This is a genomic window from Pseudomonas sp. YL2 (assembly GCF_023063025.1).
Classification (GTDB): domain Bacteria; phylum Pseudomonadota; class Gammaproteobacteria; order Pseudomonadales; family Pseudomonadaceae; genus Aquipseudomonas; species Aquipseudomonas putida_A.
Genome location: NZ_JAJSLU010000021.1, coordinates 83,163 through 98,717 on the forward strand (window position 1 = coordinate 83,163; position 15,555 = coordinate 98,717).

The window sequence follows — 15,555 nt, forward strand, 5'->3', positions numbered from 1 at the left end:
CTGTTACTCAGAGGCGCTGCACAGTCACCGCCCCCGCCGCACCCACCGGCCCAGGCTGACCATCCGCCCCGGCCTTGCCGTTCTTGCCGCCATCGGCGCGATACACCAGGCAGCCCTTGGACTGGCCGCCCTTGCCCGCCTTACCGCCAACACCCGCTGGACCACCGGCGCCGCCCGCAACGTTGACCTTGATCAGCTCGGCCGGGAACTCGCGCGGTACTTCGAGACGCACCAGCGCCCCAGGTGCACCCGGCTGGCCGTCACTACCATTGCTGCCGTCAAAACCATGACCGGCCGCGCCCCAGGTGCAGCCCGGATCTTCGCCGTTGCCGCCATCCAGGCCGACGAAACCCGGTGCGCCGGTGCCGCCACGGGCATCGACAAACAGTTTTGGCGCGTTCAGTGCCTTGAACTGCAAATTCAGATTACGCCCGGCACGGGCGGCTTTTTCATAGGTGCCCGGCGCGCCGCGTGCGGTGATCAGGCTGCCTTCGGACAGTTCGGCACGAATGACTTTCATGTCCAGCGCCTGTTCACTCGGGACGATCGCAATGCGCGCTTCATGGCCCAGACGCAATTCACCGACGGTCAGCTCGGTCACATTGGCAGGAATCAGCAAGGTGCCGTAGTCCGCCACTTCCAGGCGTTCCAGCTGCAAGGTGCTGGCGGTGTTGGGCAAACGCATCAGGGAATTGGTTTCGACGCTGACCACCTGGGCGCAGGCCAGAGGACTGATGAGTGCAGCGAGCAGGCAAAGTTTACGCATGGGAAGAAGCCTCCGGAGCGGCCGGGGCCGGGATGGTTTGCAGGTGAAAAACGCCGAACAGCAGGATGCGCAGACGGTCGCGCCACGGGTTGGGACGCCCTTTGAGGCGCGAGAAAAGCAACTCCAGCACATGCAGCGCCAGCAGCGAGGCACCGGCCAGATTGACCAGCGCATGCAGCGGATGCACAAACGGCAGCAGCAGATTGACCACCACCACGCACCAGAACAGCAGGGTCAGCAAACGCCCCAGCCCCCAGAAAACCTTCATACGCTCCCCCGTGTCGGAATTATTCTTTGGGCGCACAGTAACGGCTTACGCGGGGGATAAGCCAGAGGGGCAAAAGAAAAAACATTTGTCAGTCGTCGGATCGCTGCCGGTTCGACGACGATCGTCGACCGGCAGCTCTAGCCTGCGGACTACAGACAAGTCCTAGCGATTGATATGCAACTCCACCCGACGGTTTTTTGCCCGTCCCTCGTCCGTTGCGTTGTCAGCCACCGGCTCGCTCTCGCCGCGCCCTTCACTGGTCAGTTTGTCCGGCGCCAGGCCCTGACTCAGCAGGTACGCCGCCACGCTGCTGGCGCGTCGTTCCGACAGTGCCTGGTTGTAGGCGTCCGAACCTTTGCTGTCGGTATGGCCGATAACCTTGATGCTGACCACGTCGGCGTTGCGCAATTTGTCCATCAGCGTATCGAGCTGGGCCTTGGCGGCCGGGGTCAGATCCGACTTGTCGAAATCGAACAGCACATTACCGGCATCGCTGAGGGTGATGACTTCCGATTGCGGCGCAGGTTCGGGAGCTTTTGCAGTGACCGGATATTGCGGCAGCGGACAGCCGCGATGATCGACCGGGGTATTGGCCGGGGTGTCAGGGCAACGGTCGCGGCGGTCGAACACGCCATCGCCGTCTTCATCGCCATCCTGGGCATAACAGATCAGCCCGCCAGTCAGAATCCCCAACGCCGCACCGCCACCGGCCCAGCCGCCACTTTCAATGGCGCCAAGACCGCCACCGACCAGCCCGCCGATCAGGCTGCAGATCGGCCACGTACGTTGATTGAGGGGGGCATCGCCATCGCTATGAGTGGCGCAACCGGTGAGCAGGCTGCCCAGCAGCAGCACCGGCAAGACGGACCTTGAGAAAACAGTCATTGTGAAAGCTCCTGTGTCACCGGCCCATACCGGTTACACAGGAGTAAAGACCCGCATCCGCGACTGCACAAGCCGCAGATGCGAGAGGGGCTAGCGGACGATTTTGATTTCGGTACGACGGTTCTGTGCGCGACCGTCAGCGGTTTTGTTATCCGCCACTGGCTGGCTTTCACCCATGCCCGAGACCGAAACGAAGCTGGCACGCGGCACACCCTGCTGGATCAGGTATTCCACCACCGAGTGCGCACGGCGATCCGACAGTTTCTTGTTGTAGGCATCGCTGCCGACGCTGTCGGTGTGGCCGGTCACGGTCAGTTGCGCCGTGGACGACTCTTGTTTCAGGCGCGTGGCGACTTTATCCAGCACCTGTTTGTCGGAGCCGGTCAGGGTGGCTTTGTCGAACTGGAAGTGCACATCGCGAATGACGATAGTTTCTTCCTTGACCACAACCGCCTCTTCTACCACTGGCGCAGGGGCAGGTGGTGGGCAGCCGTCAGCATCGACCTGCACGCCTTTAGGCGTGTGCGGGCACTTGTCGCGACTGTCCGGCACACCATCGCCGTCTTCGTCGCCATCACCGTGCACCCAGCAATAGGCCGCTGCCGTACCACCGACAATCAGCGCGCCGTAGCCGGCCCACGACGAACTCTCCGTCGCCCCGAGGCCGGCACCGACTACACCACCGACCGCCGCACAGGTCGGCCAGTCGGTTTTCTGCAAACCTGCGCAACCAGTCAACACACTGGTTAGCAGAATCAAAGGTAATGCTGTCCGAACTATGCTCATCTGGTTTTCTCCTGAGGGATCGGCTTAGAACCGATTCACGGAGTAAAGACCGGAGTTTTAATCTCCGCCAGCAATAGGCCACTGGCATTTGGGACCGTGTTCACAGGGATTCGGCACTTTTGCCGCCCGCGGCAAATCGGGGTCTAGGCCGGATCCGTCTGGCGCGCTAGTCTTGGCGATCTGATTGAGGAGCTTCGATGAACGTCGCCATTTCTTCGCGCACGCCGCAACAGGCGCTGGCCGCTTTACTGGATCGCTATGCCCCGGCGCGTCTGCTGCTGATCGGCGCCAGCGAATTTCCGGCGCTCGCCGCTTTCAAGCAGGCACATCCGGACACCTGCGTGGCCCACGCCGCACCCGGTGCATTGCCCGCCGAACTCGCGGCGCGGCGCTTCGACCTGGCGCTGGTGGTCGATTGCCTGGAGCATCTGCCAAAGCGTGACGGCTTGAATCTGCTGGGCGGGATTCGCAACCTCAACGCCAGTCGCATCGCGGTGCTGGCGGATCTGCCGGCCAGCGGCTGGCAGGAAACCGATTTCTACTCGCTGGCGCTGCAGGCCAGTGAACGCTTCCAGCGTGACGATCAGGTACTGACCCTGTTCACCTATGATCTGCTTGACTACAAACAAGTCCCCGACTGGCTCAACTCGCGATTCTGGGCCAATCCGGAAAACTTCGGCAAATACTGGTGGTAATGCAATGAGTACAGCCATTTGCCCGTGCGGCAGCGGCAACCTGCTGGAGGCCTGCTGCGGCCACTATCACGAAGGCCACCCGGCGCCTTGCGCCGAAGCGCTGATGCGTTCGCGCTACAGCGCCTACGTGCTGGGGCTGATCGATTATCTGGTGGCCACCACCCTGCCCGCCCAGCAGGCCGGTCTGGATCGCCAGTCGATCAGCGCCTGGAGCGCGCAGAGCACCTGGCTCGGCCTTGAGGTCGAAAGCTCGGAAGTGCTCGGCGGCCAGCCCGAACATGCCTTCGTCACCTTTACCGCACGCTGGCACGACAGCCAGGGCGAACACAGCCACCGCGAGCGCTCCTCGTTCGTGCAGAACGCCGGGCGCTGGTACTTCATCGACCCGACCGTGCAGTTGAAGCTGGGGCGCAATGACGCGTGCCCGTGTACGAGCGGACAGAAGTTCAAGAAGTGCTGTGCGGGGTATTTCGGCGCATAAAGGGAAGTGCCGACTAGACTGGGGCACAAAGGGAGTTTTTTCGATGCTCGGTCACTGTCGCACACTGCATGGCTTGTTATTGATGCTGATCCTGAACCTCGGCGGTTGCGCCTCATGGTTCAGCGACGACAGCGTCGACCCCGCCGTGCACCTGGTAAAAGTCGAGGTGGTGCGGGCCAAGCTGCTCGAACAGAAATTCATCCTGCACTTTCGCATCGACAACCCCAACGACAGCGACCTGACGGTGCGCGGCATGGAATATCGCATTCATCTGGCAGACCTGTTGCTGGCCGAAGGCGAGCATGAACACTGGATCACGGTAGGGCCGAAAAGCAGCGCGTTCTATCGGATACCGATCCGCACCAACCTGTGGCCGCGGGTCAAGGACGTGGTGAAAATGCTGAAAAGTCAGCACCAGCAGGTGCCCTATCGATTGCAGGGTGAGATGGAAACCGGTTTATTCATCGCCCACTACGTGCACCTGGAGCGCAATGGCGTGATAATCCCCGCCGATTTAATTCCGGAGCACAACCGATGACTCAGCAACCTCATGTCCATGGCCCTGACTGCAACCACGATCATGACCATCATCACGATCACGACCATGGCCATGTCCACGGCCCGAACTGCGGCCACGCCCACCAGGAACCGGTGCGCAACGCCCTGAAAGACGTCGGCCGCAACGACCCTTGCCCATGCGGCAACGGCAAGAAATTCAAGAAGTGCCACGGCGCTTGATGCTTCAGGTGAAGATATTCTTCGCCTGACACATTGCCTTCGCGAGCAAGCCCCCTCCCACAGTTGACCGCGTTCCCCCCGGCTGGACGCAGGCGACTGTGGGGGGGGGGGTGGTCCGCAAAGGGGCGGGAGCATTACCCCCAAAAGGTTAGACAGCCGCCAGAATCTGCTTCGCACTGACCACCGTCGCATACTCCCCCTGCAAATTCCCCAGCGACATCCCGTGCACCTCTTCGGCTGAACGCGGTGTGCCGAAATAATCGGCCTTGTCGAAGGTGAAACACGCATCCTCCGCCACCCACGCCTCAAACCCCAGATTGCCCGCCGTGCGCGCTGTGGATTCCACCGAGTTGTTGGTCGCTACACCAACAATGATCAATTGCCCGATCCCCGCCTCACGCAGCTGCGCTTCCAGCCCCGTGGCACAAAACGCATCCGGTACCTGTTTCTGGATCAGCCATTCACCGTCCTGCGGCATGAATCGCTGCTGAAATTCCACCCCTGACTGCCCGGGCCAGAACACCGAATCCGGTTCACGCGACAGATGCTGCACATGAATCACCGGCCGCCCGCTACTGCGCCACGCCCTCAGTAAATCGAGCATGCGCTCTTCAGCCTGCGGATTATTCCGCCGCCCCAGGCGCGGCTGCAGAATGCCTTGTTGCTGGTCGATGATGATCAGTGCAGCGTTGGCCTTCAGCTCCATGGCGTCTTCTCACGAGAGTCATTTGATTCCCGCACTTCATCACCCACCCCTGCAAATAAGCAAGCCATCAGACAATCATCGATCAATGGCAAGAAATAACCACTCGCCCCGCTTGCGCGGCCATCTCCTGCTCACTAACGTAGCGGCTTTATTGCGCCCCCAGCCTCTACACCCCCGCAGGAGCTTTGCCATGGCCTCGCCAGCCCTTACACATTTTCTTCCCCGGTTCGGCGTTGCCGCAGCAGTGACCGGTGTCTTGAGCCTGTCCGGTTGCCAGACCTGGAACGCGCAGGACACCCTCCCGCCTACCTCCGGCGTGCAACCGCTCAAGGGCCTGGCGCAGAACGTTTCGGTGCGACGCAATGCCATGGGCATGCCGTTGATCGAAAGCAACAGCTTCCACGACGCACTGTTCACCCTCGGTTACGTGCACGCCAGCGACCGCATCAACCAGATGGTCACCCTGCGCCTGCTGGCCCAGGGCCGTCTGGCGGAAATGTCCGGCGCCTCGATGCTCGACGCCGACCGCTACATGCGCGCGGTCAACCTGAAGAAAAGCGCCGACGAGCTGTACAAGGCCTCGTCGCCACGCCTCAAGCGTTTCTTCGAAGTCTATGCGCGGGGCGTCAACGCCTACCTGTTCCGCTATGCCGACAAACTGCCGGGTGATCTCGCTTCCAGCGGCTACAAGCCGGAATACTGGAAACCGGAAGATTCGGCACTGATGTTCGCGTTGCTGAACTTCAGCCAGTCGGCCAACCTGCCGGAAGAGATTGCCTCGCTGGTGCTGGCGCAAACCGTGAGCAGCGACAAACTCGCCTGGCTGACCCCGTCCGCACCGGATGAAAACCTGCCACTGGCCGAGGCTGACAAGCTGCAAGGCCTCAAGCTCAACGGGCAGATTCCCGGCCTGACGGAGCTGAGCAACGCCAGCCAACAACTGGCGGCGGTGAATCTGCTCGGCGCCAGCACCTCGAACAACTGGGCCATCGCCCCGCAACGCAGCCGCAGCGGCAAGAGCATTCTCGCCAGCGATGCCCATGGCCCACTGGCAGCGCCGTCGCTGTGGACTTTCGTGCAGATCCGCGCGCCGAAATATCAGGCCGCCGGTGTCACCGTCGCCGGTTTGCCGATGGTCCTCGGTGGTTTCAACGGCAAAGTGGCGTGGAGCGCCACCAGCGTGCTCGGCGACAATCAGGACCTGTTCCTGGAAAAAATCCGCCGTCAGGGCAACAGCCTGACCTATGAGGTCAATGGCAAATGGCAGCCGCTGGGCGTGCGCAACGAAACCTATTTCGTCAAAGGCCAGCGACCAATTCGCGAAGCGGTGTACGAAACCCGCCACGGCGCGCTGCTCAACAGTGCTCAGGCCGTACAGGGCAACGGTTTCGGCCTGGCCCTGCAGACCCCGAGCTTCACCGACGACAAATCGCTGGACGCATTTTTCGACCTGACCCGCGCGCAGAACGTTGAACGTGCGTCAGACGCCAGCCGCGAGATCCGCGCCATCGCCCTGAACATGGTGTTCGCCGACGCCAGCAACATCGGCTGGCAAGTCACCGGGCGTTTCCCCAACCGTCGCGAAGGCGAAGGCCTGCTGCCATCGCCGGGCTGGGAGGGTCGCTACGACTGGGACGGTTACGCCGACCCGATGCTCCACCCGTACGATCAGGACCCGACCCAGGGCTGGCTCGGCACTGCCAATCAGCGGGTCATTCCTCACGGCTACGGCATGCAGTTGTCCAACTCGTGGGCGGCGCCGGAGCGCGGCGAGCGCTTGGCGGAACTGGCCAACAGTGGCAAACAGGACGGTCGCAGCGTGATTGCCATGCAGTACGACCAGACCACCACCTTCGCCGCCAAGCTGAAGAAAATGTTTGAAGCGCCGGGCATGAAGCAGCCGCTGAAACAGGCGATCGACGCCCTGCCGGAAGCCGATCGCAGCAAGGCGCGCGAAGCGTTTACCCGCTTGATGGCGTTTGACGGCAAGCTCAGCCCGACCTCGGCGGATGCGGCGATCTATGAACTGTTCCTGCAAGAAAGCATGAAGCAGATCTTCCTCGATGAGCTCGGCCCGGAGTCGAGCCCGGCGTGGAAAGCCTTTATCGCCAATGGCGACTTGTCCTACGCGGCGCAGGCCGATCACCTGCTGGGGCGCGAGGACAGCCCGTTCTGGGATGACTTGCGTACCCCGCAGAAAGAAGACAAAGCCGTGACTCTGGCGCGCAGTCTGGCCGCCGCGATCAACGCTGGCGACAGTCAGTTGGGTGGCGATCACAAGGCCTGGCAGTGGGGCAAACTGCACAGCTACACGTGGAAAAACGCCAATGGCCAGACCGTTCGCGGCCCGCTGGCAGCCGGCGGCGATCACACCACGCTCAATACCGCGGCGTTTGCCTGGGGTCAGGACTTCAACACCACGCGTGCGCCGTCGATGCGTTTCATCGTCGACTTCAGCCAGGCTGAGCCGCTGATGGGGCAGAACGGCACCGGCCAGTCCGGTAACCCGGCCAGCCCAAGCTACCTCAACGGCATCGATGCGTGGCTCAAGGGTCAGTACATCGGCTTGCCGATGCAGCCGCAGAACTTTGACCGTGTGTATGGCAAGACGCGTTTGACCCTGACCCCCGGCAAATAAACGCAATCTCCCTGTGGGAGCGGGCTTGCTCGCGAAGGCGTCGTGTCAGGCGATTTTGTATTGCCTGACACACTGCATTCGTCGGAACGCCGCCCGGAGCAAGCCCGCTCCCACATTGGTTTTGTAGCGACTCTAAAATAATCGATAGAACTTCCGGACTCGCGCCAACCTCATAGCTAACAAGCCCCCCATTCTGGTAACGACATGGACCTTGTTATCGCCCGTCCCGAAGGTTTGTACTGCCCTGCCGGGGATTTCTATATTGATCCGTGGCGCCCGGTCGAGCGCTCGGTGATCACCCATGCCCACGGCGATCATGCCCGTAACGGCAATCAGCACTACCTTGCCAGCAGCGCCAGCGAAGGGATTTTGCGTGCGCGTCTGGGTCAGGACATCAACCTGCAAACCCTCGCCTACGGTCAGAGGCTGACCCATCACGGCGTGACCTTGAGTTTCCATCCCGCCGGGCATGTGCTCGGTTCGGCCCAGGTGCGTCTGGAATACGGCGGCGAAGTCTGGGTCGCATCGGGAGATTACAAGATCGAACCCGACGGCACCTGTGCGCCGTTCGAACCCGTGCGCTGCCACACCTTCATCACCGAATCGACTTTCGGCCTGCCGATCTACCGCTGGCAACCACAGGCGCAGGTGTTCAGCGAGATCAACCAGTGGTGGCAGGCGAACATCGCCGCCGGCAAGGCCAGCGTGTTGTTCTGCTACTCGTTCGGCAAAGCCCAGCGGATTCTGCACGGCATCGACGCCAGCCTCGGCCCGATCCTCAGCCACGGCGCGGTCGAGCCACTGAACCGGGTCTACCGCGAGGCCGGCGTGTACCTGCCGCCGACGATCTACGCCGGCGACATCAAAAAATCCGACCCGATCATGCGTCAGGCGCTGGTCATCGCCCCGCCCTCGGCGGGCGGCAGCACCTGGATGCGCCGGTTCGGTGACTACAGCGACGCCTTCGCCAGCGGCTGGATGCGCCTGCGCGGCACCCGTCGGCGGCGCGGCGTGGATCGTGGTTTCGTGCTCTCGGATCACGCCGACTGGCCCGGCCTGCTCTGGGCCATCGAACAGACCGGCGCCGAACGGGTGATGGTCACCCACGGCTCGATCGGCGTGCTGGTGCGCCATCTGCGCGAACAGGGCCTGGACGCGCAGGGTTTCAACACCGAATACGGCGACGACGAAGAGGAGAACATTGGCGCCGAGCCGGTTATCGCCGAGGTGCAAGCATGAAAGCTTTTGCCGAGCTGTACGCCGAACTCGACGCCACCACATCGAGCAACGCCAAACTGGCGGCGATGCAAACCTACTTCGCTCAAGCAGCACCGCAGGACGCGGCGTGGGCTGTGTACTTTCTGTCTGGTGGACGCCCGCGGCAACTGGTGCCGGTGCGCATCCTGCGCGAACTGGCAGTGGAAGTCTCGGGATTGCAACCGTGGCTGTTCGAGGAAAGTTATCAATCCGTAGGCGATCTGGCGGAAACCATTTCCCTGGTGCTGCCGGAAAATTCGCACAGCTCCGAGGCCGGCCTTGCCGAATGGATTGAAGACAAGCTGCTGCCGCTGCGCGGTGAAACCCCGGAGTACCTCGCCCGCCACCTGCCCGCGCTGTGGGCGCAACTGGATCGGCCGAGCCTGATGCTGTGCATCAAGCTGATCACCGGCAGTTTCCGCGTCGGCGTGTCGAAACTGCTGGTCACCCGCGCTCTGGCGTCGATGGCCGGCCTCGACAGCAAACGCGTGGCGCAGCGGCTGGTGGGGTACACCGACCTGTCAAACCGGCCGAACGCGGCCAGCTATCTGAAACTGATCGCGCCGGAATCCGCCGACGAACATGCGCAACGTGGCGGCCAGCCCTACCCGTTTTTCCTCGCGCATGCCTTGTCGCAACCGGTCGAGGAATTTGAAGCGCTGCTGGGGCCGGCGAGCAACTGGCAAGTGGAATGGAAGTGGGATGGCATCCGTGCGCAGGTGGTCAAGCGCGAGGGTCGGCTGTGGGTCTGGTCGCGGGGTGAAGAACTGGTGACCGAGCGTTTCCCCGAGTTCGATACATTGGTCCACGCGTTACCCGACGGCACGGTAATCGACGGCGAAATCGTGGTCTGGAAAAGCACCCATCCGAGCACCGCAGACGCCTTCGACCCGCAATCGAGCGCACCGCCGGCGGTGCAACCGTTCGCGCTGCTGCAGCAACGCATCGGGCGTAAAACCCTCGACAAGAAAATCCTCGAAGATGTGCCGGTGGTGGTGCTTGCCTACGATTTGCTGGAGTGGCAAGGCGAAGACTGGCGCAACCGTCCGCAGGCCGAACGACGCGCGCAACTGGAGCAGGTCATCGCTCACGGTAACAACCCGGTGTTACTGGCCTCGCCGATTCTGACCGGCAGCGACTGGTTCGATCTGGCCCGGCAGCGTGAAGCCTCACGGCGCCTCGGGGTCGAAGGCATGATGCTCAAGGCCCGCGACGCCCTGTATGGCGTGGGCCGGACCAAGGACATGGGCGTGTGGTGGAAGTGGAAGGTCGATCCGTTCAGCGTCGACGCGGTGTTGATCTACGCCCAGCGCGGGCATGGCCGGCGCGCCAGTTTGTACAGCGATTACACCTTTGCGGTGTGGGATGGCCCGCCTGAGTCCAGCCAACGGGCGCTGGTGCCATTCGCCAAGGCCTATTCGGGGCTGACCGACGAGGAGATGCGCCAGGTCGACAGCATCGTGCGCAAGACCACCGTGGAAAAATTCGGCCCGGTCAGCAGTGTCAAACCGAGCCTGGTGTTCGAACTGGGTTTCGAAGGCATCGCCCTGTCGCGGCGGCACAAGAGCGGGATTGCCGTGCGTTTTCCAAGGATGCTGCGCTGGCGGCAGGACAAGACGGTGGATGAGGCCGACAGCTTGGCGACGCTGCAGGATTTGCTGGCCTGACCCGGTTTCCGGGGACACCGATCACATTTAACTGGATGAACGCCCTGTGGCGAGGGAGCTTGCTCCCGCTCGACTGCGCAGCAGTCGCAAAACGATGGTCTATTTGAAAAATCCAGGGGAGTGCTTCGCCCTCCAGCGGGAGCAAGCTCCCTCGCCACAACGGCTCATCCCAGCACCTAAAAATGCGTGCATCGACCCAAGTTGGTGCAGCCTTCAACAGCCGCCCATTCCCGTGCACCAATCCCTCTCCCTCCTCCCTCCCCCAACCTTTTAAAACACTTGTTCGGGACTCTGGTTCGGAAATTGCTACTTTCTATAGGTCGTACGCGTTCCAGTAACAATAATTCTGCGCCACAAGCGCTCATATTGGTTCTTAGGGATTGAATAATGAAAAAAGCATTGCTGACCCTTTCTGCACTGGCGTTGTGCATGGCTGCCGGCTCCGCGCTGGCCAAGGAATACAAAGAGCTGCGTTTTGGCGTTGATCCTTCCTACGCACCGTTCGAGTCGAAAGCGGCCGACGGCAGCCTGGTGGGCTTCGACATCGACCTGGGCAACGCGATCTGCGCCGAGCTGAAGGTCAAGTGCAAATGGGTTGAAAGTGACTTCGACGGCATGATTCCGGGCCTCAACGCCAACAAATTCGACGGTGTGATCTCGTCGATGACCGTGACCCCGGCCCGTGAAAAGGCGATCGACTTCTCCAGCGAGCTGTTCTCCGGCCCGACTTCCTACGTGTTCAAGAAGGGTTCCGGCCTGAGCGATGACGTCGCTTCCCTCAAGGGCAAGTCGGTCGGTTACGAGCAAGGCACCATCCAGGAAGCCTACGCCAAGGCCGTACTGGAGAAGGCCGGGGTGAAAATCCAGGCGTACGCCAACCAGGATCAGGTCTATGCCGACCTGAAAAACGGCCGCCTCGACGCCTCGATCCAGGACATGCTGCAAGCCGAACTGGGCTTTTTGAAGTCGCCGGATGGCGCCAACTACGAAGTCAGCAAGCCGGTCGACAGCGAATTGCTGCCAGCCAAAACCGCTGTCGGTATTAAGAAAGGTAACAAAGAGCTGAAGGCGCTTTTAGATAAAGGTATCAAAGCGTTACACGATGACGGCAAATACGCCGAGATTCAAAAGAAACACTTTGGCGATCTGAATCTGTACAGCGGTAAATAATGCCCTGGCGCCCATCAGTCGATGGGCGCCTTTTCCATCCGCTCAGGTTGCTGATTTATGTTCGAAAACCTCTTACAAAATCTGGGGCTCTCCGCCTTCAGCCTCAAGGGCTTCGGTCCGTTGCTGTTGGAAGGCACCTGGATGACCATCAAATTGTCGGCGTTGTCGCTGTTGGTGGCCGTGTTGCTCGGCCTCTTGGGCGCCAGTGCCAAACTGTCGAAATCGAAACTGTTGCGCCTGCCTGCCCAGCTCTACACCACGCTGATTCGTGGGGTGCCGGATCTGGTGCTGATGCTGTTGATTTTCTACAGCCTGCAAACCTGGCTGACCGCCCTGACCGACGTCATGGAGTGGGACTACATCGAAATCGACTCCTTTACCGCCGGGGTGATCACCCTGGGCTTCATCTATGGCGCGTATTTCACCGAAACCTTCCGTGGGGCGATCCTCGCCGTACCGCGTGGTCAGGTCGAAGCGGCCACCGCCTACGGCCTCAAGCGTGGCCAGCGTTTTCGCTTTGTGGTGTTCCCGCAAATGATGCGCTTCGCTCTACCGGGCATCGGCAACAACTGGATGGTGATGCTCAAGGCCACCGCGCTGGTGTCGATCATCGGTCTGGCGGATCTGGTCAAAGCCGCGCAGGACGCCGGTAAAAGCACCTATCAACTGTTCTACTTCCTGGTACTCGCCGCCTTGATCTATCTGCTGATCACCAGTGCATCCAACGTCATCCTGCGCTGGCTCGAGCGCCGTTACGCCGCCGGTGCCCGGGAGGCCGTACGATGATCGAACTCCTGCAGGAATACTGGAAACCCTTCCTTTATACCGACGGCACCAACATCACCGGTCTGGCGATGACCATGTGGCTGCTCAGCGCCTCGATTTTCATCGGTTTTCTGGTATCGATCCCGTTGTCGATCGCCCGGGTGTCCTCGCACTTCTATGTGCGCTGGCCGGTGCAGTTCTACACCTACCTGTTCCGTGGCACGCCGCTCTACATCCAGTTGCTGATCTGCTACACCGGGATCTACAGCCTGGCCGCCGTGCGCGCGCAGCCGTTGCTCGACAGTTTCTTTCGCGATGCGATGAACTGCACGATCCTCGCGTTCGCCCTGAACACCTGCGCCTACACCACGGAGATTTTCGCCGGGGCGATCCGCAGCATGAACCATGGCGAAGTCGAAGCAGCCAAGGCCTACGGCCTGACCGGCTGGAAGCTGTACGCCTACGTGATCATGCCGTCGGCGCTGCGTCGCTCGTTGCCGTATTACAGCAACGAAGTAATCCTGATGCTGCACTCGACCACCGTGGCCTTCACCGCGACCATCCCCGACATCCTGAAAGTTGCGCGGGACGCCAACTCGGCGACCTACCTGACCTTTCAGTCGTTCGGCATCGCCGCGCTGATCTACCTGACCATCACCTTCGCGCTGGTCGGCCTGTTCCGCCTCGCCGAACGCCGATGGCTGGCATTCCTCGGGCCGACCCACTAGGAAAACCTGTAATGCGACACCAGATCCATGACCTGTTGGCCCCGGTGCCGGGGACCGCACGACAGATCCACAGCTTCCACTTCGGCCCGGAGCAGGCCCAAGGCAAGATCTACATCCAGTCCTCGCTGCATGCCGACGAAATGCCCGGCATGCTCGTCGCCTGGCACCTCAAGCAGCGACTGGCGGAGCTGGAAGCCGCCGGGCGCCTGCGCAGCCAGATCGTGCTAGTGCCGGTGGCCAACCCGGTCGGCCTCGAACAAGTGCTGATGGACGTGCCGCTGGGCCGCTACGAGATGGAGAGCGGGCAGAATTTCAATCGCTGGTTCGTCGACCTCAGCGAAGACATCGGCAACGACATCGAGGGCAAGCTGGGCGACGACCCGCAGCGCAACCTTGAGCTGATCCGCGCCAGCCTGCGCAACGCCCTCGCCCGTCAAACGCCCGGCACACAACTGCAATCCCAGCGCCTGACCTTGCAACGGCTAGCGTGCGATGCCGACATGGTGCTGGATCTGCACTGCGATTTCGAATCCGTGGTTCATCTCTACACCACGCCCGAAGCGTGGCCGCAGGTCGAGCCGCTGGCGCGTTACATCGAAGCTCAGGCCAGTCTGCTGGCCACCGATTCCGGCGGCCAGTCATTCGACGAATGCTTCACCCTGTTGTGGTGGCAACTGCAGGAGCGCTTTGGCGAACACTTCGAGATTCCGCTGGGCAGCTTTTCGGTGACCGTGGAATTGCGCGGCCAGGGTGACGTCAATCACCCAATGGCCAGTCGTGACTGCCAGGCCTTGATCGATTACCTGATCCAGTTCGACGCGATCGTCGGCGAGACCAAGCCGCAGCCGCCCCTGCCGTTCCCCGCCACGCCGCTGGCCGGCGTCGAACCGGTGACCACGCCGGTGGGCGGCTTGCTGGTGTACACCGCTACGGCCGGGCAATACCTGCAAGCCGGGCAACAGATTGCCGAAATCATCGACCCGATCCACGACCGGGTCACCCCCATTCATTGCACTGCCGCCGGCCTGCTGTACGCCCGCTCGCTGCGGCGCATGGCTACTGCCGGCATGGTGATCGCCCACGTGGCGGGCGCCGAAGCCTATCGCAGCGGCTACCTACTTTCGCCTTGAGGATGTCTGTCCCATGTACAAATTGACTGTTGAAGGTCTGCACAAAAGCTATGGCGACCATCAGGTACTCAAAGGCGTTTCGCTCAAGGCCAAAACCGGCGACGTGATCAGCCTGATCGGCGCCAGCGGCTCGGGTAAAAGCACCTTTTTGCGCTGCATCAATTTCCTCGAACAACCCAACGACGGCGCCATGAGCCTCGATGGCCAGGCGATCCGCATGGTCACCGACCGCCACGGCATGCACGTCGCCGACCCGAATGAACTGCAACGCCTGCGCACGCGACTGGCCATGGTGTTCCAGCACTTCAACCTGTGGAGCCACATGACCGTGCTGGAAAACATCACCATGGCCCCGCGCCGGGTGCTGGGTTGCAGCAAGCAGGAAGCTGAAGACCGCGCCCGCCGCTACCTGGACAAGGTCGGCTTGCCGGCGCGGGTTGCCGATCAGTACCCGGCGTTTCTCTCCGGCGGCCAGCAACAGCGGGTGGCAATTGCCCGGGCGCTGGCGATGGAGCCGGAAGTGATGCTGTTCGACGAACCGACCTCGGCACTCGACCCGGAGCTGGTGGGTGAGGTGTTGCGGGTGATTCAAGGTCTGGCTGAAGAAGGTCGGACGATGATCATGGTGACCCATGAAATGAGCTTCGCCCGCAAAGTCTCCAGCCAGGTGTTGTTTCTGCATCAAGGGCTGGTGGAAGAAGAAGGCGCGCCGGAAGATGTGCTGGGCAACCCGAAGAGCGAACGGCTGAAGCAGTTCCTCAGCGGGAACCTCAAGTAACAGACGCAGATAAAAACCTGTGGGAGCGGGCTTGCTCGCGAAAGCGGTATGTCAGTCAAAACTGTTCTAACTGGCACACCGCTTTCGCGAGCAAGCC

Annotated in this window: 17 protein-coding genes; 12 read left to right on the top strand and 5 right to left on the bottom strand. The window is 61.6% G+C overall.

Going from position 1 to position 15,555, the window contains the following annotated elements; all coding sequences use genetic code 11:
- Window positions 1-7 precede the first annotated feature (7 nt).
- The 4 genes from LVD08_RS24330 to LVD08_RS24345 all read right to left on the bottom strand — a co-directional run bounded on the left by LVD08_RS24330 (window position 8) and on the right by LVD08_RS24345 (window position 2,705).
- Window positions 8-766, bottom strand: coding sequence for a collagen-like protein (locus LVD08_RS24330; protein ID WP_027614361.1), 759 nt, complete (start codon window positions 764-766; stop codon window positions 8-10).
- A complete protein-coding gene (locus LVD08_RS24335; RefSeq protein WP_027614360.1) occupies window positions 759-1,034 on the bottom strand; it encodes a DUF1145 domain-containing protein in 276 nt (91 codons plus the stop codon). Before LVD08_RS24335 ends, LVD08_RS24330 begins: the two co-directional genes overlap by 8 nt.
- A gap of 162 nt (window positions 1,035-1,196) precedes the next feature.
- On the bottom strand, window positions 1,197-1,919 hold the full coding sequence (locus LVD08_RS24340; RefSeq protein WP_007961895.1) for an OmpA family protein: 723 nt from the start codon (window positions 1,917-1,919) through the stop codon (window positions 1,197-1,199).
- Window positions 1,920-2,009: 90 nt separating this feature from the next.
- The gene (locus tag LVD08_RS24345) at window positions 2,010-2,705 is read right to left on the bottom strand and encodes an OmpA family protein (RefSeq protein ID WP_027614358.1); all 696 of its coding nucleotides are present in this window, start codon (window positions 2,703-2,705) and stop codon (window positions 2,010-2,012) included.
- A gap of 197 nt (window positions 2,706-2,902) precedes the next feature.
- On the opposite strand from LVD08_RS24345, the gene LVD08_RS24350 reads away from it, so the two are divergent.
- From LVD08_RS24350 to LVD08_RS24365, 4 genes are read left to right on the top strand one after another with little or no spacing between them, the layout of a single operon-like run.
- Window positions 2,903-3,400, top strand: a complete 498-nt coding sequence (locus tag LVD08_RS24350) for a DUF6231 family protein (RefSeq protein WP_027614357.1) — start codon at window positions 2,903-2,905, stop codon at window positions 3,398-3,400.
- Window positions 3,401-3,404: 4 nt separating this feature from the next.
- Window positions 3,405-3,881 carry a YchJ family protein gene (locus tag LVD08_RS24355; protein WP_247269454.1) on the top strand — a complete coding sequence of 159 codons (477 nt, stop codon included), beginning with the start codon at window positions 3,405-3,407 and terminating at the stop codon, window positions 3,879-3,881.
- 43 nt (window positions 3,882-3,924) lie between these two features.
- Window positions 3,925-4,419, top strand: a complete 495-nt coding sequence (locus tag LVD08_RS24360; RefSeq protein WP_027614355.1) for an LEA type 2 family protein — start codon at window positions 3,925-3,927, stop codon at window positions 4,417-4,419.
- Entirely contained in the window at window positions 4,416-4,619 is a 204-nt protein-coding gene (locus LVD08_RS24365; RefSeq protein ID WP_003198420.1) for an SEC-C metal-binding domain-containing protein, read from the top strand. Before LVD08_RS24360 ends, LVD08_RS24365 begins: the two co-directional genes overlap by 4 nt.
- Before the next feature lie 148 nt (window positions 4,620-4,767).
- Here LVD08_RS24365 and LVD08_RS24370 read toward each other — a convergent pair whose 3' ends face one another.
- The gene (locus LVD08_RS24370; RefSeq protein WP_115988081.1) at window positions 4,768-5,325 is read right to left on the bottom strand and encodes a cysteine hydrolase family protein; all 558 of its coding nucleotides are present in this window, start codon (window positions 5,323-5,325) and stop codon (window positions 4,768-4,770) included.
- A gap of 190 nt (window positions 5,326-5,515) precedes the next feature.
- On the opposite strand from LVD08_RS24370, the gene LVD08_RS24375 reads away from it, so the two are divergent.
- From LVD08_RS24375 to LVD08_RS24410, 8 genes are all read left to right on the top strand, one after another.
- Entirely contained in the window at window positions 5,516-7,963 is a 2,448-nt protein-coding gene (locus LVD08_RS24375; protein ID WP_247269455.1) for a penicillin acylase family protein, read from the top strand.
- A gap of 204 nt (window positions 7,964-8,167) precedes the next feature.
- Window positions 8,168-9,202 (top strand): ligase-associated DNA damage response exonuclease, encoded by a 1,035-nt coding sequence (locus LVD08_RS24380; protein ID WP_097086545.1) that lies wholly within the window; start codon window positions 8,168-8,170, stop codon window positions 9,200-9,202.
- Window positions 9,199-10,887, top strand: coding sequence for an ATP-dependent DNA ligase (locus tag LVD08_RS24385; protein ID WP_247269456.1), 1,689 nt, complete (start codon window positions 9,199-9,201; stop codon window positions 10,885-10,887). The genes LVD08_RS24380 and LVD08_RS24385 overlap by 4 nt, the downstream gene beginning before the upstream one ends.
- 387 nt (window positions 10,888-11,274) lie before the next feature.
- The gene (locus LVD08_RS24390; protein WP_003222321.1) at window positions 11,275-12,057 is read left to right on the top strand and encodes a transporter substrate-binding domain-containing protein; all 783 of its coding nucleotides are present in this window, start codon (window positions 11,275-11,277) and stop codon (window positions 12,055-12,057) included.
- Window positions 12,058-12,114: 57 nt separating this feature from the next.
- Window positions 12,115-12,843 carry an ABC transporter permease gene (locus LVD08_RS24395; RefSeq protein ID WP_003222319.1) on the top strand — a complete coding sequence of 243 codons (729 nt, stop codon included), beginning with the start codon at window positions 12,115-12,117 and terminating at the stop codon, window positions 12,841-12,843.
- Window positions 12,840-13,550, top strand: a complete 711-nt coding sequence (locus LVD08_RS24400) for an ABC transporter permease (RefSeq protein ID WP_041070638.1) — start codon at window positions 12,840-12,842, stop codon at window positions 13,548-13,550. Before LVD08_RS24395 ends, LVD08_RS24400 begins: the two co-directional genes overlap by 4 nt.
- Before the next feature lie 11 nt (window positions 13,551-13,561).
- Window positions 13,562-14,680: a succinylglutamate desuccinylase/aspartoacylase family protein gene (locus LVD08_RS24405; RefSeq protein WP_027614349.1), complete on the top strand. Its 1,119-nt coding sequence runs from the start codon at window positions 13,562-13,564 to the stop codon at window positions 14,678-14,680.
- Window positions 14,681-14,693: 13 nt separating this feature from the next.
- The gene (locus tag LVD08_RS24410; protein WP_003222314.1) at window positions 14,694-15,458 is read left to right on the top strand and encodes an ABC transporter ATP-binding protein; all 765 of its coding nucleotides are present in this window, start codon (window positions 14,694-14,696) and stop codon (window positions 15,456-15,458) included.
- The last annotated feature ends 97 nt before the right edge of the window (window positions 15,459-15,555 follow it).